The sequence below is a fragment of the bacterium SCSIO 12741 genome (assembly GCA_024398055.1).
Lineage (GTDB): Bacteria > Bacteroidota > Bacteroidia > Flavobacteriales_G > Salibacteraceae > SCSIO-12741.
The window spans coordinates 2,809,038-2,829,593 of record CP073749.1; the positions used below are offsets into that span (position 1 = coordinate 2,809,038).

Here is a 20,556-nt window from a genome sequence, read left to right on the forward strand (position 1 = left end):
TTAGTTCTTCCAGTATTTGTCTACCAGTTCTTTTTTGATTCCCACTTCCTCCACTTTGAAGTGTTTTCCAAACAACTCCCAGGAGGAATTGAGCATGGTTTCGGTGTCGATGTTTACGTCAATCGCAAGCAAGTCGTGTGAATATTCTTTGGCAAACTTTAGGGTCCGCTCATCGTAGTCTGTGAGGTCAAATCCGTTTTCCAGCTTCGTACGTGCATTAGCTGCATCAGCATAAAGTCGAATCGCCGCATTCATCACCTGTGGGTGATCATCCCGGGTTTGTTTTCCAATTACGAGCTGCTTCAATCGAGATAAGCTTCGGAAGGGGTCTACGACTACCTTTCCAATATCGGTGTCTTTCCTTAAGAATAACTGTCCTTCGGTGATGTATCCTGTGTTATCCGGAATGGCGTGAGTAATATCTCCTTCGGATAAGGTGGTTACCGCTACGATTGTAATGGAACCCCCTTCTGGAAACTGCACCGCTTTTTCGTAGATCCGGGCTAAGTCACTGTAAAGCGAACCTGGCATCGAGTCTTTGGATGGAATCTGATCCATCCGGTTGGATACGATACTCAAGGCATCTGCGAACAGAGTCATATCGGTAAGCAGGACGAGTACACTTTCATTTTTGTCCACCGCGAAGTATTCTGCTGCGGTCAGGGCCATATCCGGTATTAGAAGTCTTTCAACTGGTGGATTCTCCGTGGTATTTACAAAGGACACAATGCGGTCCAATACACCTTGATTTTCGAAGGTGTTTTTAAAGTAGAGGTAGTCATCATTGGTCAATCCCATTCCACCCAATATGATCTTATCGGCCTGAGCTCGCATAGCCACAAGAGCCATTACTTCGTTGTACGGCTGATCCGGATCGGCAAAGAAGGGAATCTTTTGTCCTGCTACCAGAGCGTTGTTCAAGTCGATACCGGCAATTCCTGTTGGAATAAACTGGTGGGGTTGAAGGCGTCTTACCGGATTTACCGAAGGGCCTCCAATTTCTCGCTCTTCACCGGTTATCGCTGGACCATCATCAATCGGATTGCCCATCGCATCGAAAAAACGTCCGACTAACTCAGGGCCTACCTTTAGCGTAGGTGATTTTCCCAGAAAAGTTATTTCCGTATCAGTGGTAATCCCTTCCGTTCCGGAGAAGACCTGAAGGGTCACTTTTTCGCCTACAATTTTTACCACCTGAGCCAATTTGTCTCCTACCCAGGCCAGTTCTTCATAGCCTACACCAGGAGCTTTAACCGTACAGGTCGCTTTATTGATGTCCTCAATTCGCGTAAAACGCTTTTGAAATACTGAATTCTCCATAGTTAAACGTTTTCCTCCACTCTTGATTGAGCTGCAATCCATTCACTCACTTCCTGATCGTATTTGCGGTAATCATCCGATTCGAAGGCCGAGTAATTCATTTGTTTCATTCCGTTGATCACCTTTTTGAAAAAGCCTCCTACCTGGTCAAAATGATCGAAGGGGAATTCCTGTCTGCAGATATCCAGCACTTTTTCTACCATGATTTTTTGTCGATTCAAAGGAGTCATTTGATCGATGTCGTCAAAAGCATCCTGTTGTAGAATCACAAAGTCGATGAGTTCAGCTCGCCAGAAATGCAGGTGATATTCAACGGGAACTCCGTCATCCCCTAAAATATTAATCTGATCGGCGGCCTCACTGCCTCGCTGAAGCAGTGTTTTCATGTCCAGCGAATTCTGGATCCATTCTGGAGTGCCTGCTGATTCCATGGTGGAGACAAACTCCGGATATTCCAGGTACTTGGAATAACTCATAATGGGATCAATCGCCGGGTATCTTTTACTATCCGCTCGTTTTTGGGCCAGGGCATAAAAACAGCGGGTCGCTTTTTTCGTGGATTCCGTAACGGGTTCCTTGAGGTTACCCCCTGCAGGTGATACGGTTCCAATAAAGGTGATAGATCCGGTTTGACCATTGTGCAGATTCACAGCTCCGGCACGAGCGTAGAAGTTCGCAATGATGGCACTTAAATCCATCGGGAAGGCATCGGGGCCAGGAAGGTCCTCCAATCGATTCGACATTTCCCGAAGGGCCTGGGCCCAGCGCGAAGTAGAATCGGCCAAGAGCAATACCTTAAGTCCCATGGCTCGGTAATATTCGCCAATAGTCATGGCCGTATATACAGAGGCTTCACGGGCTGCAACGGGCATGTTTGAGGTGTTCGCAATAATTACGGTACGCTCCATCAACTTTTTGCCCGTGCGGTAGTCTTCCAATTCGGGAAACTCGGTGAAAATCTCTACTACTTCATTCGCTCGCTCTCCACAGGCGGCTACAATTACAACATCCGCATCGGCCTGTTTGGATAAGGCGTGCTGCAAAACCGTTTTTCCACATCCAAAAGGACCGGGAATAAATCCGGTGCCACCTTCCAGCATAGGGCAGAGGGAGTCAATAACCCGAACACCGGTTTCCAGCATTTTCGATGGACGGGGTTTGTTTTTATAGGTTCTAACCGCCAACTTAACTGGCCATTTCTGAACCATGGTAATGGCGTGTTCCTTGCCTTGCTCGTCAACCACTGTGGCCATCGTGTCGTAGATGGAGTAGCTTCCGGCAGAGGCGACCTCTTTTACAGTAAAGTTCCCCTTCCATTTAAAAGGAACCATAATTTTATGAGACAGCCCATTTTCGTCCACTTCCCCGATCCAATCTCCGGGAACTACAGTACTTCCAACCTCGGTTAGAGGAGTAAAGGCCCATTGGCTTTCTTTTTCGAGGGGATCACTTCCTACACCACGTTGCAGGAATACGCCGTCCAGCTTGTCCAGATCGTTTTGGAGGCCGTCATAGTTCTTCGACAACACGCCTGGACCTAATTCCAATTCAAGTAGGGTTCCGGTAAATTCCACTTCGCTGCCCACACGCAAACCGCGGGTACTGTCAAATACTTGGATATAGGCTGTGTCACCGCCTACTTTGATAACCTCGGCCATGAGCCGCATGTCGTCTTTAATAACGTAGCCAATTTCGTTTTGGCCAACCGGTCCATTGGTTTTTACGGTGAGTAGGTTCGATATAATTCCCGTTACGGTTCCAGTTGTCATAGCAGTCGTTTTTCCAAATCGCGTCGTATACTTTCATTGAAGCTTTCAAAGGCTTGCTTTCCGGCCTCAGCGTCCCAGTTCGTTTCCAGGTCGCTTAGCTTGATCACGTAGGCCAAAACCTTTTCCACTCCAAAATAGTGGAAGAAGGTGCTTTCATCCAGGTAGTCCCAGCGAATTTGGTCCAGTTGTTTTTTTCGTTCTTTCGGCTTATCCAGGTTGAGTGCTTCCATATAAGCCTTTATCCAGGGATGGGTTTTATCCAGATCGCTGGGATTGAGCCGAAGGGTTTCTTCGGGCGTAAATAGTCCAGTGGTGAGCAGTTGATCCTCTACTGAAATGGAAAGCTTTCGAGCGAGGTGCAATGCGGTTAAATTCCGCAGGGTGGATTCCAATCGAATCCATTGTTGCAAAAATTCGTTTCCATGTTCCAGGCAAAAAGAAAAGTAGTGCTCCCATAGAGCCTGTTCAAGGGCATTTTCCTGCGGTTCTTCCAGCAATCGGTCATACTTGTCCAGAAAGGACTGGAAATAGAGGTCATCAGTTAGCTTTTTAGCCAATAGATCACTTCGTTCCTTTTCGGAGAGATTACCAAGCGAATGGGGCTCCGGATTCTCTTTAAATAGATCTTGTAGTAGGTTCTGGTGATCGTAGGGATAGAAGAGAAGAAGGACCTGGTAATAATCGGCAGGCTCCAACTGATTAGATAGCTCATCTCTAAAAGCAAGTAAAGAGAGTTCAGGTGTTTTTCCTGCTACCAGTTGGTGCAATCCACTGACTAAACCGTAGTATTCTTTATTCATGCCGATTCTGGGGCCAGAAATTGCAAGGTTTCAGGATTGATGAATTGGGCAAAGAAGGAGCGGAAATCAGCTTCGGTAAAACTGATGAGGTAGTTACCATCCCCGGGTTCCAGTTTAAACCCACCACCTGGCATGTGTTCCCCATGCAGCGTGAGTCCATTTTGAAGCAGGGAACTTTTGCTTTGTTCGAGATGATTTTCGATTTCCTTTTTTAGGTCCTCACTAATGCGCAGCGATACCTCGTTCCCATTTAAGGTTACAGAGCTTACCGCCATTTCCATTAAGCGGGCCATTTCAGCCGGATCATTTAAATTTTGCCGGATAGGAGTATCCAGCATCTTTTCCTGAACAAGGTTGGAGAGATCTGATTTGATCTGTCCGATGAGCTTCCTTCCGGCAAGTTGTAATTCCGAATTTACCTTTTTTTGAAGCGATTCTGCTTCTTTGTGGGCTTGGTCGAGAAGTTGTTTCTTTTCCGTTTCGGCTTCCTTGCGGATACGGTCAGCATCAGAGCGGGCTTTTTCAATCAAACGCTCGGATTCTTCCTTGGCTTTTTCGATTCCTTCCTGATAGATTTTTTCAGTCAGGTCTTGAAGTTTTGAATTCATTCAAGCACAGTATTTATGTCTTGAAAGTTAAGGCATAAATGGGTAGAATCCAATTTTAAACGGGGCTAATTGAGCAGAAATATAAGGGCAAAAAAAAGAGCCCCAAAAGAGGCTCTTCGAAATTGTGCTACTAGTTTATCAGTCTGTTAAGGGGCTGTATTCTGGGTTTGGTTCTTGCTATAGTTGTCAATGAAGTCACCCAATTGATCGGCGCCTAATTTTTTGGCGATGATCTTTTTGTCTTTGTCCAATACATACACTTGTGGAGTTGAGAAGATGTCGTACACCGTTCTGAAGTTTAGGCTGTTCAAATCGGTCAACCCTTTGAGCATGTAGTCGTGAGCGTTTTCATTGATTTCGGGTGTGTCAGACACATTTAAGAAGTGAATCTTGTTGTTGCGGATAAACTTCTTGAAGTTCTCAATTTCCAGCTCAGTTCCGATTCCAAATACGGCTACGTTCTTGTCTTTGTATTCTTGGTAGAACTTTTCAATTCTTGGAATTTCCTTTTTACAGTGCCCGCAGGTACTGCTCCAGAAAACCATGACGGTATAGTCCGCTTCTATTTCGTGCAAATTGTGCCATTTGCCCGCTGTATCAGGAAGGATAATGTTAGATGCTTTCTTGCCAATTAGAAGGGGTTCTAAGGTCTTTCCACGAGTCACAATCTTTTCGGTGGTAGCCGAATCAGTCCACCAGCATTCTCCGCGTCCATAGTAGTTTACAGCCATGTAGCTAAACACTGCATCCATACCCATAATCTTGGAGCGCTCATAATGATTGGTAATCCAGTGAACGATGTACTTAAAGTTTTCGCGGCTTGGTCTGGCTTTATCGATCAATTCATCGGAGGCAGCCGTAATCGAATCTGGAATTTGTGGGGTCAATTTGGTAATGTAATATTCCAGCTTTTTACCCAATACCGGGGTGCGAATCATTCGATCATCTCCCAGGTCAATATTGTCCCAAAAATGGTTTTTAAAGTAGTAGTATTTCCAGTCGTTCACTTCTACACCTTCGGGCACTTCCGGGTTTTCTGGAATTTCTGGCTCTTGTGAAGATTTAAAAATCTTGGCCGCAAAGGAGTTGGCATTGGTTTCAATAAATTCGGTTTTGTAAGCTATAACTTCGTCATTAAGCTGATTCAGTTTTTCTTCATAGTACTTCACTGAATCTTCCTGGCCTTCTTGTTCCTTCAACGCCTTTATCCGTTCTTGCATGGGTCTTGCACTGAAGGTCATTTTTGCCAAGGTTCTTTGAAACTCGTAAAACAGCTTGTTCTCATCCGAAACCTTCACATCCATTTGCTCAATCAGACTATTCCGATTGGTGTTCATGACGATTTCTTTTTCGTCTCCCGTAACAATTACCTCAAAATAGGACGATCGATCGGGCATCACGATCAGGTAGATTCCTCCGGGAACGCTATCCTTTTCGCACACGAAAAGCCCATCGTTCTTTCGGCGAAGGGTATCAAAATAGTACTGTTTATGTCCGTAGTAATTGGCCATATATACCAATGAATCAGCTTCAGTTGAACCCTTTAGGGTAAACTCGAAACGGTATCCATCGGACTTTTCTTTGTCTTTGCCCTTCGGATTGGCTGATGCCCATGCGGGCAAGCTAAGGAGGGCACAAAACAGAATGGTGGTAAGAGTTTTGATGTGTGTCATGTTGTTCAGAAAAATCGGCCTAAAAGTAAGAAGAATGTCCTTAAACCGGTAGCCTGTTGTACCGATCAAATATCTCGATTTGTTAATGGCCTTGCGGCATCTTTAACACGACATTAACAGAGCTTATTCCGGAATCTTGGCGATAATCGTCTTCAGGCCGGTCACCTTTTGATCAATTTCCACCTGAATGTCAACATCCAAGGGGAGGAGCAAGTCTACTCGAGATCCAAATTTGATGAATCCCATCTGCTGAGCTTGCTTGTATTGATCTCCTTCGCGTGGGTAATAAATGATACGACGTGCAACAGCACCGGCAATTTGTCGAACCAAAACGGATAGTTTTGAGTTTTCATAAACTACCGTAGTTCGTTCGTTTTCGGTCGAAGACTTGGGGTGCCAGGCAACGAGAAATTTTCCAGCGTGGTACTTGGCATATTTGACGATACCTGAAATGGGAGCCCAATTCACGTGTACATTAAGTGGCGACATGAAAATGGAAACCTGAATCCGTTTTTCCTGGAAATACTCGTCTTCAAACACTTCTTCAATCACAACCACCTTTCCATCAGCAGGAGAGATGATGTGATTTTCATCCAAAACAACCTTGCGATGAGGTACCCGAAAGAATTGGGTGACAGCGAGCTGAATAATAAAGGAAATGCCCAGGGCGATCCAAAGGCCTATAGAAAGGCCAAAAGCATAATATACCAGAAAGTTCAGTGCGGTCAATCCGAGCAGGGTGCTCAGCATTATCTTGGTGCCTTCTTTATGTAGATGCATGGGTGTTAGGTCGCAAAAATAGTAATTCAGGTATTAGGGAACGAGGTAAAAATAAAGGACAAGAAACGGGATAGCGACAATAAAGGCATCAAATCGATCCAGTACTCCGCCATGACCCGGAAAGATGTTTCCAGAATCCTTGATTTGAAGACTTCTTTTGAGCTTAGATTCGGCCAAATCACCAGCCGTTCCAAATAGAGAAACGATCGCTCCTACGGCTAACCAATCCAACCAACTGATGTTTTCAATGAACAAACTCATCAAGCTGGCCCAAAGCAGTGAGAAAACGATTCCGCCAATAAATCCTTCCCAGGTTTTCCCAGGAGATACACTTGGGTAGAGTTTATTCTTGCCCAACCAGGAACCTATTATATAGGCCCAGGAATCATTGGCCCACATGGTCATAATGGTTCCGACCAATACCCAAGGAGAAAAATCATAAGTAGGTACCAAATCGGTGTCGATGACCAAATAATTCAGCAAACTAAACGGAAGTCCAATGTAGAATACCCCAGTTAGGGTATAGGCAATGTTATGAAAAGGGCGATCTGCCTTTCGGAATACCTCTAAAACAAAGGTCATGAAGATGAAAAACAAAGATCCAATGAGCAATTCAACCCCTTTAAAACCTTGACTTACGAACCAAAAATTGGAAAGGAACAAGTAGGCTCCGGTGATCATGCCCCAAAAAATCTGAGGTTTCCCTCCGGCTTTTTGAATGAGTCGGTAAAACTCTAGTTGACCCGCCAAAAGGATGGTCAAAAACAACAAGGCAAAACTTTCAGGTCTCCAGGCGGTCGCTCCGAGAATAACAATGAAAAAACCAATTCCGGTTAGAAGGCGCTGAAGAAAGTTGCTCAAGATTTTTTCGTTTTTTCGATGATCTGTACGGCCTGAAAAGCATTGTTCTTGGCCACATACAATTCAATCATAATCTGAGAATTCAGGTGAATGTGCATGGAGTCTTGCTTGTTGATTACCGCAGACGGAATATCACTCTCCATTAGCTTTTCCCGAAGGATTTCTAATTGAAGATGATCGGTAGTGGAATAGATTTTTACCCAGTCGGACTCCATAGTCTTGTAGCCCAAAAATAGTTATTCCTTTTTTTCGGAGCTACTTTCCTCAATATTTGGCTCTTCCGGCTTCGGATTTTCAGGAGCTTTTGTAGAAGAGTCGGCCGTTCCGTTTACCGGTTTTGCAGGAGTTTCAGGTTCCTTTTTTTCGGTAATGGTGGTGCCATTTCTCTTGGCTTCAATTTCCTTTTCTTCCCGCTCACGTTGAAGATCGCGCTCAAAGGTTCTCTTACCGAATACATTTTCCATGTCTTCTTTAAAGATAACCTCTCTGTTAAGCAACATCTCAGCTACTTCTCTCAGTTTTTCTTGATTTTGACGTAGAAGAGCCAGGGTGTCCTGATAAGCTTTCTCAATGTAGTTGCTTACTTCCTCATCAATAATCTGAGCTGTTTTTTCACTGTAAGGTTTTTGGAAAGAATACTCTGACTGACCGGTAGAATCGTAGTAGGAAATGTTCCCGATCTTTTTGTTCAGGCCGTAGTAAACCACCATACTGTATACCTGGCGTGTTACCTTTTCAAGGTCACTCAAGGCTCCGGTAGAAATCTTTCCGAAAATGATCTCTTCTGCAGCACGTCCACCTAAGGCAGCGCATACTTCATCGCGTAGTTGATCTTCGGTAGTAATTTGACGTTCTTCAGGCAGATACCAGGCAGCTCCCAAGGAACGGCCACGAGGAACGATAGTTACTTTAACCAGGGGAGAAGCGTGCTCCAACAACCAGCTCACAGAGGCGTGTCCGGCTTCGTGGAAAGCGATTACTTCTTTTTCCGCTGGGGTAATGATCTTGTTCTTTTTCTCCAATCCGGCGATTACACGGTCAACGGCATCGAGGAAGTCTTTTTTATCCACTTTAGACTTCTTTTTCCGGGCGGCAATCAAGGCAGCTTCGTTACAAACGTTTGCAATATCAGCTCCTGAAAAACCTGGAGTTTGACGAGAAAGAATGTCAATGTCGATGGACTTGTCAATTTTAATGGGCTTCAAGTGAACCTTAAAGATTTCTTTTCTTCCATGAAGGTCCGGCATATCCACCATGATTTGGCGGTCGAATCGGCCAGGGCGAAGAAGAGCCTTGTCTAGAATGTCAGCTCGGTTGGTAGCGGCCAGGATGATTACCCCCGTATTGTTGCCAAAACCATCCATTTCGGTAAGTAGTTGATTCAGTGTGTTTTCACGCTCATCGTTAGATCCCTGCATTGGATTCTTGCCCCGGGCACGACCAATGGCGTCAATCTCATCGATAAAGATGATAGAAGGAGCTTTTTCCTTGGCTTGCTTGAACAAGTCACGTACACGTGAAGCACCTACCCCAACGAACATTTCTACAAAGTCAGATCCTGACAGGGAGAAGAAAGGTACTTGAGCTTCGCCGGCAACCGCCTTAGCCAAAAGGGTTTTACCGGTACCTGGTGAGCCTACCAATAAGGCTCCTTTCGGAATTCGAGCTCCGAGATCCGTATAGCGCTTGGGGTTTTTCAGGAAGTCTACGATTTCCTTCACCTCTTCCTTGGCTTCTTCCTGTCCGGCTACATCACCAAAGGTTACTTTTACACTGGTATTTTCATCGAACAGCTTGGCCCTCGATTTACCAATGTTAAAGATTTGGCCACCCGGCCCAGAAGAACCGCTCATTCGACGCAGAATGAACAGCCAGATCACGATCATAATTCCGATCGGTAGAATCCAACCAATCAGGTCGCGGCCCCAGTTCTGTTCTGTTTTGGAGCGGTACACAAAATTGGTGTTTTCCTCACTCCAGGTTTTTAGATCTGTTTCAAAGCTTTCAGCCGATACGAAATGATATTCGTAATGTGGCGCATCTCCTATAAGAGAAGGGCTTACTTCATTTTTGTGAGCCTCTTTTTCGAGTGCTCCTTCCGTAAGATAGACCCGGGCGAAATCCCGGTTTACAATCACAATTTCTTTTACATCCCCGTCTTTCACCATTTGCTCCAGCTCACCTGGGTTCACTTGGGGAAGGGTTGTATTGAAGTTGACGAGTAACTGAAAAAGCAGCACCACACCGATGATCACATAAACCCAATAAAAATTAAAGGGTTTTTTCTTTTCAGGTCCGTTATTGTTTGACGACTTCATAAAGTTCTTTTCCGAATTTTTAGTTCCTGTATTTCTCGATGGTTGTTAGTAGGAAACTTCAACAGGAGTAATGTGAGCGTCGGCCCAAAGCTCCTCCAGCTTGTAAAAATCCCGCACATCCTTTTGGAAAATATGCACCACCACATTACTGTAGTCGATTAAGACCCACTCATTATTTTGTCGGCCTTCTTCATGCCACGGTTTTTCACCACAAGCATCCCTAACGTGATCCACTACAGAATTTGCAATGGCGTCAACTTGTTTATCCGTATTACCGTGACTAATAATGAAATAATCGCAGATGGCACTTTCAACATCCCGGAGGTCAAGGACTAAAATACCAAGCCCTTTTTTGTCTTCAATTCCCTTAACAATTATGTCTGAAAGTGCTTTTGATGGCACTGGAGAAGCAGATTTTCCCATGTAAAATTATAAGTCAACAAAAATAACCAATCCCGGTCTTATATCTACTTTTGGATTTAATGTTTTTACCGACTTAACTTTTTTTCTGAATTGTACGAAATCTCTCGGTTTATGAAGCCCCAGCTCCATTTTTTTCCCTCTTTGGATTCGACAAACGATCACCTCAAAGATTTAATTCGTCAGGAAAAGGCGCAACTCTGGGATATCGTTTGGGCCGACTATCAGTCGGCGGGCAAAGGGCAGCGTGGTAATAAATGGGACTCAGAAGATGGCGAAAATCTGCTGTTTAGTACTTGGTTTAAGCCTCATGTGCTGCCGGTTTCACAGGTTTTTGAGCTCAATAAAAGGGTGTCTTTAGCAGTTCGTTCGGTTTTGGTGGATCGGGGAGTGGAAGGAGTGAGTGTAAAATGGCCTAATGATATCTTGGTAAACGGCCGAAAAATTGCCGGCGTGTTGATTGAAAATAACCTCGATGGAGATCGGGTGGAGCACGTGGTTATCGGTATTGGATTAAATGTGAACCAAGTGGGGCTAAAGGATCGCTTGCCCAATGCGATTAGTTTGCGTGAAATTAGTGGTCAAAAAGCCGATCGAATGGAGCTGTTGAATCAGTTGCATCAAGCTTTACAGGCTCATATACATTCCTCTTTTTGGCCAACAGCGAGAATTGATGCTACCTACCTCAAATACCTTTATGGGTTTCGCCAATGGCGCACTTACCTTCATCAAGATAAGGAACTGTTTGGGCGAATTACAGGGATATCTTCCCAAGGACTATTGCAAATGAATACCGATAAAGGGTCAATGGAATTTGACCTGCGTGAAATTCGATTTCTTCCGGATCAGGAAAATTGATTGGCCAGGTTGTTCACCATCATGTTGAACAAATTCTTGAGGGGAGTGGAGGCCATGGTTTGAATCATAAAGTTCATTTTCCCATCAAAAGATACTTCCACTTCGCAGCTTTCGTCATTTACTGAGCGAATCAAGATATCCATGGTAAACTCAAAAGGATTCTTGCCATGAGAAACCAAGTGAATTCCGCTGTCTAATCCAGTGCCTTCGCGTTTCATGCCAATCGAAGTCATGCCTTGAACAGTAAAAGAGCAGGTATCCTCAGTACTTTGCCAATCCACAATACGGTCGCTGGTCATTAGCGTTTCGTAATGGTTTAGATTCTCAAGATGAGTACGTAAAGTTTCGAAAGGGGCTACTACAGTAACCGCATCACTTTTAATAACAGCCATAGGGAAGAATCAAACGGACCATTCAGCTGGAGCTTTTTTCCAAAGCTGCAGCAATTTTAGATCCTGTTCATTGATGTACTTGTTTTCAATCGCCTTTTGAATGAGCGAATCATAATCCGCCAAGGTAATGAGCTGACATTTTTCACGAATGAAGTTGTCTCTTGACTCGGCCAATCCATAGGAGAAGATTCCTACCATACCCTTGATCGAGCAGCCAATATCGCGTAGTGCTTGAACGGCATTTAAAGAGCTTTTTCCGGTAGAAATCAAATCTTCAATAACAATAACAGATTGACCTGCTTCTACCACTCCTTCAACTTGATTGGAGAGGCCATGCTCTTTGCTTTTTGATCTCACGTAGGCAAAGGGAAGTCCCAGTTCCTGAGCGACCAAAGCGCCAATAGCAATTCCTCCAGTGGCTACACCTGCAATTACATCGGGCTTGCCAAAATTGTCTTCAATGGTTTTTACCATTTCCTGACGAATGTAGGTCCGAATCCGAGGGTAAGAAAGGATTTTACGGTTGTCGCAATAAATCGGTGATTGAATTCCACTCGCCCAAGTGAATGGATCATTGGGCTGAAGTTTTATTGCTTTAATTTGCAGCAGATATTCGCATACATTCAAAGCCGTATCATTCGTCGAAATCATGAATAAATCTGGATTAACCAAATACTTAATAAGGCGAGCAAATGTATAAAGTTTTCTGCAATGGAACGGAGATCATTTTCACTGATTTAGTGGGTGACTTAAAGGAGGTTTCCGGAGGCAAAAATGTCAAGGTTTACAGGACTTCCGGGCCCAGTGAAGAGCAGGTGGAAAAATGGTTGGAAAAACCAGCAGAAGTTCGCCGGATTTTTCTTTCCAATAACCCTTCAAAGTCTTGGAAATCATTTAAGAAGCGTTACGAAAAGATTGTAGCTGGAGGGGGTATTGTATTAAATGAAAATGATCATTTTCTTACCATTTTCCGCCGAGGATTTTGGGACCTACCGAAGGGTAAAATCGAAAAGGATGAAACGGTCTTTGAAGGAGCAGTGAGAGAGATTGAGGAAGAAACCGGAATTCGTGCGGACCAACTTCTTTTTCCAAAACCGGATAAAACCTGGCACCTCTATCGAATTAAAAAAGGAGTGGTGATCAAAAAATCGGTTTGGTATTGGCTTCGAGCTGAACCTGGGCAGCAACCCGTACCTCAATTTGCTGAAGATATTACCCAAGCTACCTGGATGTCAGGGGATCAGATGGACGAAGTTTTCGATAAAGGGGCTTATCCTGCGTTAAAGGGCATTTGGCGAAGAAAAATTGACCTTCTCTGATTAACTGCACTTTGTAAATAAATTTTCCTTTTATTTAAGTTTTGGTATTGAGGGCTGGTGATTAGTGGTTAAACTGCTGATATTCAGCCCTTATGTTATTTTTTGAAGGAGTGAAAAATGGCCTGCGTTATGTCGTTTTGGTTATTTTAGTGTGTTAGATTGGAGATTTAAACAGGGAATTATCGAAAAATAGTTACTACGGGTGGTTACGTCTATTTGTCGAAAGACGCTTTTTTTTAAGGGGGCATTCTCGTGTCTCGGGGTGGTTTTTATCACCTTGCTGTTTTTCAGTCAGGTAAGGGCTGGTACGATCAATGCGACGTGCGGTACTTCCTCGCTGATCTCGGCTATAAACACCGCCAATACTAACTCCGGCCACGACACCATCTACCTTTCTTCCAGCTGTACTTACAGTTTTACTTCTTCCAACAACGATATTTATGGGCCTAATGCCCTTCCGATCATTTCCTCAGAAATAACCATCCTCGGTTCTAATTCTGTTATTAAGAGAAATTCTACCAACGACTTCCGATTCTTCTTTGTGGATACCGGAGGCTCTCTTATTCTGGACGGGATAAAGTTTAGCGACGGTTCTGTTCAAGGTGGAACCGGTGGCGCTGGAATTCAAACCAGTGCTGGTGGAGGAGGCGGTGCCGGAATGGGTGGTGCCATTTTCAATAAGGGAAAACTCACCGTTAGCAATTGCACGTTTGACAGTAACAAGGCTACTGGTGGAACTGGCGGTGCTGGAACCAGTGGTTCGTCTTACTACACCGGTGGCGGTGGTGGTGGTGGAATCTCTGGAAATGGAGGTGCTGGAGGATGGACTACAAGCAACGCTGGTGGCGGCGGTGGCGGTGGTGGATTTTCCGGAACTGGAGGAAAAGGCGGCGGATGGAATGCTAATGGATCTGCCGGAACGTCGGTAGGTGGCGGAGGTGGAGGTGCAGGAACCAAAACTTCAGGTACTAAAACCGGTGGATCTGGTGCCGATAACGGTGGAAAAGGTGGAAATGGACAATGGTGTGGAACTTTAGCATCTCAAGTTGGAACAGCAGGTGGCTACGGCGGTGGCGGTGGCGGCGGCGGTTCTGGAGGAGCTTGTTATGGTGGCTACGGCGGTGCTGGCGGTGAAGGCGGCGGCGGCGGTGGCGGCGGTTCTGGAAATTATTCTGGCTATGGCGGTGCTGGCGGCTTTGGTGGCGGCGGTGGCGGTGGAGCTGGATCCTACGTTTGTCAAACTCGTTTAGGCGGAACCGGTGGTTTCGGCGGTGGCGGCGGCGGCGGCGGAGCTGGTAAATGTTCGAGTTCTGGTGCAGGTGCTGGTTCTGCTGGATATGGAGGCGGTACCGGAGGAAAAGGACGGGCTTCAAGTGGCTATCGCGGTGGCGGTGGCGGAGGTGGTGCTGCCATGGGCGGTGCCATTTTGAATTATGGGGGTACGGTAACTTTATCTTCAACCACCTTTAGCAGTAACAAAGCCATTGGAGGAAATGGTGGTAGCAATTCAACCTTCCCGGGTTCTGGAGGAGGTGGCTTTGGTGGAGCTGTATTCAATCATTCAGGAACGGTCAATTCTCAATCTTGTACTTTTTCAGGCAATTCGGTTTCTTCCGGGAGTAACGGAAGTCCTACCTCTTCTCAAGGTGGTGCCATTGCCAATTATTCCGGTGCTACATTCGGAGCTTGCGGAAATTCATACAGCAGTAACTCTTCGACTGGGTCAGGTAACGATGAGTCTGGAACCATTACCGCAGGTGGTTTTGGCGGAACCTACACGATTGGTGGCAGCCGGGCTGATTATTCAACCATTGGGGCGGCGATTACAGCCATGAGCGGCGGGATTTGCGGAGCAGTAACCTTTAATATAGCTGGAGGAACCTACAACGAACAAATCACCATGCCTTACATCGATGGAGTAAGTGCAGTGAACACGATAACCTTTCAAGCTGATCCATCCAATAAAGATTCAGTAATCATTACCTATAAAGGATCAAGTACGGCGGATAACTGGGTGTGGAAATTTGACTCTGCACAGTACGTTAACCTAAGAACTTTGCATCTCAAAAATACCGGAACCACCTACGGTCGTGTTGTGACCTTCGAAGGAGATGGATGCGAGAGCATTCATTTAAAAGGGAATTCCTTTCACGGTTACAAATTGGCGAATGCCAATAATTCCAACTTTGCAGTTGTTTACAACCCATCAAGCAACTCACAAAACCATTGTTCTCTTGTATCCAATACGGTAATTGGTGGTTCTTATGGAATCTATTGGCAAGGACAATCCACAGTTCCAGGCCAGAGTAATCAAATTTCCAATAACACAGTTACTGATTTCCTTTACGCCGGCTTATTCATTTATTATCAGGATACAGCTACGATTACAGGAAATACGATTGAAGATAAAGGAAGCCATTCGGTGGTTCATTCCATGTACTGCTGGGCCGTAAAAAAAGCATTTGATATTTCCTCCAACCGTATTGTAAACCGATCGACCAGTGCCGGTTATGGAATAACCATTACTCAGGGTATTAATACCTCTGCTGCTTATGGGGCGGTACGAAACAACTCGATTTCGCATATTGGATCTAATGGAGGAACGGTTCGAGGGATAGCCCTTAGTTCCACATCGTATTTATATGTGGAGCACAACAGTATATATGTAGACTGTCCAAGTGCAACGAATGGGACTTGCTTGTACTTAGATGGACATGCAGCTTACAAGAATAATTACGTTAGAAACAACATGCTGGTTAACTCCGGCGGTGGATACGCGATTAATGTTCGATCTGGAATTACCAATTCTTTTTCTGAACTTGACTACAACAACTACTATTCTACAGGATCCAATATAGGGTACTATTCCAACAAGGCTGTCTCCGATCTTTCGAGCTGGAAAAGTAATTCTGGAAAAGACGTAAACAGTATTTCGCTGAATCCCTATTATACGTCTGATACGGATCTGACACCTCGGGCAAGCGGAACCAACGATAAAGCCAATAATTATGGCGTAACCACAGATTTGAACGGAGCAACCCGAACGGGTCCAGACTTGGGATCTATTGAATACGATCCCGCCATACCCGCTCCGGACTACGTTCAGCGAACCGGTTCTGGATATTCCTTGGATTTTGATGGATCCAATGACCAAGTGGTAGTGCCCCATCATAGTGACCTTAACTTCCTGGATGGAGACTTTACCCTCGAATCCTGGATTTACCTGGAGAGTAGTGGGGCAGAGGCTATTATTTCCAAAGGTCATGGTTCAGGACACTCCAATCCTGATGTATTCCTTTTTGAAGTGGTCTCCGGAAAATTGGGACTGGAAATCGGAAGTACTTCTTCGGGATATCAATGGAGGTATGGTAATAGTACTATTCCAACGAAGCAATGGACTCATGTGGCAGTGAGCTTTGACTATAGTTCAGGAACCGCTACCTTTTATATTAATGGAGTTTCTGACGGCACAGGATCCTACGCCAACAAACCTTATTACAATGCCGATGCCAATAGCCTATACATCGGGCGTCAGGGGTGGTCATGTAATTGCAACTTCTTCCATGGTCAAATGGATGAGGTTCGGATTTGGGATGCCGAGTTAAGTCAGTCTGAATTGCAGACCTGGATGAATCGGAAACTGGATGGAAATCATTCTTCCATCAAAGATCTATTGGCTTACTACCGCAGTGATAATTCTTCAGGGACTACACTTATTGATTTGGTAGGGAGTCACGACGGAACACTCACCAATATGGATCCCAACTCAGATTGGGTCATTTCCGGAGCCGGATTGGGTGATACCAGTGCATTCTCTTATGGTTCGTCGCCATCGGCTCAGTTGGTTATGGGCAATGGAAGTTCTTTTCAGGCTACCGGTACCTCTGGTTTTACCACCACAGATGGTATTCAGATTTATTACATTGGTGAGGAGCCTGAATTTACCAGTAAGCCTACTGGAGTTGACTCTATTCTTTTTAATAAAGGATATTTTGGAGTTCATAAAGTGGGAAGTGGATCAGCGACCTACACCGTACTCATTGATTTTAGTGGTTTAAGTCTTACCGCTGAGCAAATGGCCAAATTGGTTGTTTTGAAGCGAGAAGATGATGCAGATAACACCTGGGAAATTGCTTCGGGATTCATCCATCGCAACCTTTCTGCGAAAACCATCACACTTCCTCGTCAGACGGGGACTCAATATGTTCTCGGATTTACCAATACTACCTACCAGGATCGTTTAGGGCCGGGGATGGCACTCACCTTTGATGGAAGCAATGACTATGTCGATATTGCTCATGCCGCAGAACTCAATGCATTCCCAATTACGATTGAGGCTTGGTTTAAGTCTACCTCCAGTGGTACTGACAACGATTTTGTCAATAAATATGTTCCGTCTTCCGGAAATGGATGGCGCTTTGGCTTGTATGGCGGTAAGTTAGATATGTTCTATTACGGTTCTGGAAACCGTTCCCTTCGTTCAACCAACAACAGTAATGATGGAGAGTGGCACCACGCTGCTTTAGTGGTTGATGCAACAGGAGTCTACATCTATAAAGATGGAGTTTTGGACGCCTCCACCTCTGCCTCTATTACAGGACCGCCAACGACATCTCAAAATGTATCGATTGGTCAATATGGTTCTCAAAACTTTAAAGGAGAGCTTGATGAGATTCGAATTTGGAATGCAGCGTTGAGTCAGTCCAATATCCGAGACTGGATGTGTAGGAAATTGACCTCCAGTCATGATTCATTAAGCAAACTTCTGGCCTATTACCGGATGGATGAAGGTTCAGGAACTTCCCTTGCCGATTTAACAGGATCGCATGATGGAACGTTGACCAGTTTTGGAGCTACTCCAGGTTGGAATACTTCCGGAGCAGCCTTAGGGGATACTTCGAAATACGATTACAACGGATCCATTGATTTTAACCTGGCTACTGCCGAAGGCGATTACCTAAGAGCTTATTCATTTACCGGAGCCACAGGTGCTCAGATATACCTGGTGATGGATACCGCCAATTCTTTCCAGTCCATGCCCAATGGATCAACTTTGGATTCATCTCGATATTGGGGTGTTTTCCCGGTTGGAGGAAGCAATTTGGAATACAACACCCGCTATTACTACAACAGTAATTCGGCCATTTCGTCTTTACCTGAAAATGACTTGAACATATTCAAGCGCGATGGATTTGATGATGTTCAATGGAATAGGCATGGGGACTTTTACCGCAATACCTTCAGTAACTACATTACCAGTTATGATGTACTCGGACAAAAGGAATACATCATTGGAACTTATACTGGAAATGAAGTCGTAGCAGGCTATCATCAGGCTCTGCAATTTGATGGGGTTAATGATTTTGTTGACTTAAGCGGAAATACGGCCGTTGACCTTACCGAATCTATCACCTTCCAGGCTTGGATGTATGCAGAATCTGCCACAGGTAATGTTTTTCACAATGGAGGAAGCAATGGAAACCCTGGTTATGCGGTTCACTTTGTTTCTGGGAAATTGCGGGTAGAGCTTAGAAACTCATCTGTTACTCATGTAGACATTCCCTTTTCGTCTTACTTAAATGAATGGCATTTCTTCACTTTTACCTGGAAAAAATCAGAAGGGACTGTTCGAGCATACATCGACGGAGTTGAGGTGAAAACCGGAAACTTTACTCAATCCATTGGAAACTATTCTGGAGAACCAGCTATTGGAGCATGGCAATCTGGAGCAGGTTATTTTAAGGGTAAGATTGATGAAGTTCGTATTTACAACACCCAATTAGATTCAGCAACCGTAGCTCAATCGACCTACAAAAGGCCTTCGAGCTCTCACCCTAATTTGGTAGCGTATTACAATTTTGATGAAAGTGGTACAGGATCCTTGTTTGATGTGACTAGCAACCTGAATCATGGGGTTTTAACCAATATGAATACCACGTCGGCTTGGGTATCGGGTTTCTCCTCTTTCACTTTTGATATTCCTTCCGATGTTCGCAACGGAGACACCATTGGTTATGTAACGGGCTGGGATCCAGATGGAGATGATGTAAGAATTAATACTTCCAACTCGCCTTTGTCTCAGTTTGTTAGCGTAAACAATACTTCCGGAGCCATTTTTGTTACCGATAGTACATTAATCTACAATTCTCGAACTCCGGCTAATCTATTGTTCCAGAAATACACGGTTGAGGAGCAAGGAAATTTCGAGGAAGTGGAGGACACTTTCCGCGTTGAGCTTCCAAATGTTTCTACCGATTTCGTTATTGCCGGAATGGGTTATGTGGGGAAATTTGATGGAAATTCCAACTACGTGGTTGTAGATTCGGTCGATGTTGGAACTGGATCATTCAGCGCAGAACTATGGTACCGAAAAGACTTTACCGCCAATACCGGTAACCCGCCGCTATTTGCTCATGGTCATACGGCTATTACCAACAAACATCTTTCCGCCTATTTCGTCAAGGATGACTCTCTTTCCTTTGGATTTGGAAACAATGACTTTACGGTAGCTCTTCCTGATTCAGCTTCTCAAGGTTGGCACCACTACGCCTTTACTTTCAACGGAGTTTCAAAGCGTAGAGCAATTTATTATGATGGCGAATTGATTGGTTCAGATACCAGTGCTTCGAGCTACTTGAGTACGGATCAATTGATGTTCCTTTCGTACGACCCAATTGGTGATTTTGCCGCTGGACGAGTAGATGAATTCCGGGTTTGGACAAGAGAATTGGCTCCAGGAGAGGTGAAGTTTAATCGTTATCAGCGAGTCAATTCCACCCAAAGCGGATTGGCCTTGTATTTTGATTTTGAAGAAGGCGGAGGAACCTACCTTTTTGATCAGTCTGGCAATGGAGTGGTTGGGTACATGGATTATAATGGATCCGGAGGAGGCGAGGGAGATGATGGGGCGCAATTGGCTCCAATTTCAGGACCTTTTTCATCCGGACCACCTGAATTTGATTTAGATACCATTCCATTCGTTTTCAAAATCTCCGAGAATATTGCGAATGGAGATACGGTTGGTTATTTAACTGCTTGGGCTGGAGACAGTGTTGGGGTTAAGTATTTCTTGACCAATGACTTTACGGGCACTTACAAAGTGGATTCGCTAACCGGGTTGTTGACCATCCTCGATAATTCCCTTATCGACTATGAAAACGATACCCTTCACGATTTTGAATTCCGGGCTAAAAGCGCTTCTGGTGTGTTAGACACCATGGATATTGTTACCTTGATTCAGAACGAGAACGATGCGCCGTATGCCATGTTCAACAACTCTGTCTACCTAGATGGAAATAACGATTGGATAGAGCCCAGCTCCACCTTGAATAACTTGGTGAATAACAACAAGAGCACCATGATGGCCTGGATTCGTCCTGCGGCCAACGGACCATCTTCCTCCATTGCTTACTATGGTGATTGTATCATTTGTGACGAT

The 20,556-nt window shown here is 44.8% G+C and carries 14 protein-coding genes and 3 pseudogenes; 5 read left to right on the forward strand and 12 right to left on the reverse strand.

Annotation, left to right across the window (positions count from 1 at the left end; all coding sequences use genetic code 11):
- From KFE98_11990 to rsfS, 10 genes are all read right to left on the reverse strand, one after another.
- Complete coding sequence (locus KFE98_11990) at positions 1-1,320, reverse strand: V-type ATP synthase subunit B (protein ID UTW60767.1); 1,320 nt, start codon at positions 1,318-1,320, stop codon at positions 1-3.
- A gap of 2 nt (positions 1,321-1,322) precedes the next feature.
- Positions 1,323-3,089 carry a V-type ATP synthase subunit A gene (locus KFE98_11995; protein ID UTW60768.1) on the reverse strand — a complete coding sequence of 589 codons (1,767 nt, stop codon included), beginning with the start codon at positions 3,087-3,089 and terminating at the stop codon, positions 1,323-1,325.
- Positions 3,086-3,889, reverse strand: coding sequence for a DUF2764 family protein (locus KFE98_12000; protein ID UTW60769.1), 804 nt, complete (start codon positions 3,887-3,889; stop codon positions 3,086-3,088). Before KFE98_12000 ends, KFE98_11995 begins: the two co-directional genes overlap by 4 nt.
- Positions 3,886-4,497, reverse strand: a complete 612-nt coding sequence (locus tag KFE98_12005; GenBank protein UTW60770.1) for a hypothetical protein — start codon at positions 4,495-4,497, stop codon at positions 3,886-3,888. The genes KFE98_12000 and KFE98_12005 overlap by 4 nt, the downstream gene beginning before the upstream one ends.
- A gap of 146 nt (positions 4,498-4,643) precedes the next feature.
- Positions 4,644-6,239 carry a redoxin domain-containing protein gene (locus KFE98_12010; GenBank protein UTW60771.1) on the reverse strand — a complete coding sequence of 532 codons (1,596 nt, stop codon included), beginning with the start codon at positions 6,237-6,239 and terminating at the stop codon, positions 4,644-4,646.
- A gap of 54 nt (positions 6,240-6,293) precedes the next feature.
- On the reverse strand, positions 6,294-6,950 hold the full coding sequence (locus KFE98_12015; GenBank protein ID UTW60772.1) for a phosphatidylserine decarboxylase family protein: 657 nt from the start codon (positions 6,948-6,950) through the stop codon (positions 6,294-6,296).
- Between the two features lie 33 nt (positions 6,951-6,983).
- The gene (locus KFE98_12020) at positions 6,984-7,811 is read right to left on the reverse strand and encodes a phosphatidate cytidylyltransferase (GenBank protein UTW60773.1); all 828 of its coding nucleotides are present in this window, start codon (positions 7,809-7,811) and stop codon (positions 6,984-6,986) included.
- Positions 7,808-8,026 (reverse strand): DUF2007 domain-containing protein, encoded by a 219-nt coding sequence (locus tag KFE98_12025; protein UTW60774.1) that lies wholly within the window; start codon positions 8,024-8,026, stop codon positions 7,808-7,810. Before KFE98_12025 ends, KFE98_12020 begins: the two co-directional genes overlap by 4 nt.
- A 21-nt stretch (positions 8,027-8,047) precedes the next feature.
- Entirely contained in the window at positions 8,048-10,129 is a 2,082-nt protein-coding gene (gene ftsH, locus KFE98_12030; protein ID UTW60775.1) for an ATP-dependent zinc metalloprotease FtsH, read from the reverse strand.
- Positions 10,130-10,174: 45 nt separating this feature from the next.
- Positions 10,175-10,552, reverse strand: a complete 378-nt coding sequence (gene rsfS / locus KFE98_12035) for a ribosome silencing factor (GenBank protein UTW60776.1) — start codon at positions 10,550-10,552, stop codon at positions 10,175-10,177.
- Positions 10,553-10,663: 111 nt separating this feature from the next.
- Here rsfS and KFE98_12040 point away from each other — a divergent pair, with 111 nt between their 5' ends.
- Positions 10,664-11,407 carry a biotin--[acetyl-CoA-carboxylase] ligase gene (locus KFE98_12040; protein UTW60777.1) on the forward strand — a complete coding sequence of 248 codons (744 nt, stop codon included), beginning with the start codon at positions 10,664-10,666 and terminating at the stop codon, positions 11,405-11,407.
- Here the strand turns inward: KFE98_12040 and KFE98_12045 are convergent.
- Positions 11,395-11,799, reverse strand: coding sequence for a hypothetical protein (locus tag KFE98_12045; protein UTW60778.1), 405 nt, complete (start codon positions 11,797-11,799; stop codon positions 11,395-11,397). The two genes, KFE98_12040 and KFE98_12045, sit on opposite strands and share 13 nt — an antisense overlap.
- A 9-nt stretch (positions 11,800-11,808) precedes the next feature.
- Positions 11,809-12,450 (reverse strand): orotate phosphoribosyltransferase, encoded by a 642-nt coding sequence (locus KFE98_12050; GenBank protein UTW60779.1) that lies wholly within the window; start codon positions 12,448-12,450, stop codon positions 11,809-11,811.
- A gap of 41 nt (positions 12,451-12,491) precedes the next feature.
- Here KFE98_12050 and KFE98_12055 point away from each other — a divergent pair, with 41 nt between their 5' ends.
- From KFE98_12055 to KFE98_12070, 4 genes and pseudogenes are all read left to right on the forward strand, one after another.
- Positions 12,492-13,118, forward strand: coding sequence for an NUDIX domain-containing protein (locus tag KFE98_12055; protein ID UTW60780.1), 627 nt, complete (start codon positions 12,492-12,494; stop codon positions 13,116-13,118).
- Between the two features lie 1,411 nt (positions 13,119-14,529).
- Positions 14,530-16,737, forward strand: a pseudogene (locus tag KFE98_12060) (hypothetical protein).
- 1,101 nt (positions 16,738-17,838) lie between these two features.
- A pseudogene (locus tag KFE98_12065) lies at positions 17,839-18,918 on the forward strand (LamG domain-containing protein).
- A 126-nt stretch (positions 18,919-19,044) separates the two neighbouring features.
- Positions 19,045-19,866, forward strand: a pseudogene (locus tag KFE98_12070) (LamG domain-containing protein).
- The last annotated feature ends 690 nt before the right edge of the window (positions 19,867-20,556 follow it).

Excerpts from the sequence above, each read along its gene's own strand:
- KFE98_12050 (UTW60779.1), bottom strand. The coding sequence starts at position 12,450 with ATGATTTCGACGAATGATACGGCTTTGAATGTATGCGAATATCTGCTG.
- KFE98_12015 (UTW60772.1), bottom strand. The coding sequence starts at position 6,950 with ATGCATCTACATAAAGAAGGCACCAAGATAATGCTGAGCACCCTGCTC.
- KFE98_12040 (UTW60777.1), top strand. The coding sequence starts at position 10,664 with ATGAAGCCCCAGCTCCATTTTTTTCCCTCTTTGGATTCGACAAACGAT.
- ftsH (UTW60775.1), bottom strand. The coding sequence starts at position 10,129 with ATGAAGTCGTCAAACAATAACGGACCTGAAAAGAAAAAACCCTTTAAT.
- KFE98_11990 (UTW60767.1), bottom strand. The coding sequence starts at position 1,320 with ATGGAGAATTCAGTATTTCAAAAGCGTTTTACGCGAATTGAGGACATC.
- KFE98_11995 (UTW60768.1), bottom strand. The coding sequence starts at position 3,089 with ATGACAACTGGAACCGTAACGGGAATTATATCGAACCTACTCACCGTA.
- rsfS (UTW60776.1), bottom strand. The coding sequence starts at position 10,552 with ATGGGAAAATCTGCTTCTCCAGTGCCATCAAAAGCACTTTCAGACATA.
- KFE98_12055 (UTW60780.1), top strand. The coding sequence starts at position 12,492 with ATGTATAAAGTTTTCTGCAATGGAACGGAGATCATTTTCACTGATTTA.
- KFE98_12000 (UTW60769.1), bottom strand. The coding sequence starts at position 3,889 with ATGAATAAAGAATACTACGGTTTAGTCAGTGGATTGCACCAACTGGTA.
- KFE98_12005 (UTW60770.1), bottom strand. The coding sequence starts at position 4,497 with ATGAATTCAAAACTTCAAGACCTGACTGAAAAAATCTATCAGGAAGGA.
- KFE98_12045 (UTW60778.1), bottom strand. The coding sequence starts at position 11,799 with ATGGCTGTTATTAAAAGTGATGCGGTTACTGTAGTAGCCCCTTTCGAA.
- KFE98_12025 (UTW60774.1), bottom strand. The coding sequence starts at position 8,026 with ATGGAGTCCGACTGGGTAAAAATCTATTCCACTACCGATCATCTTCAA.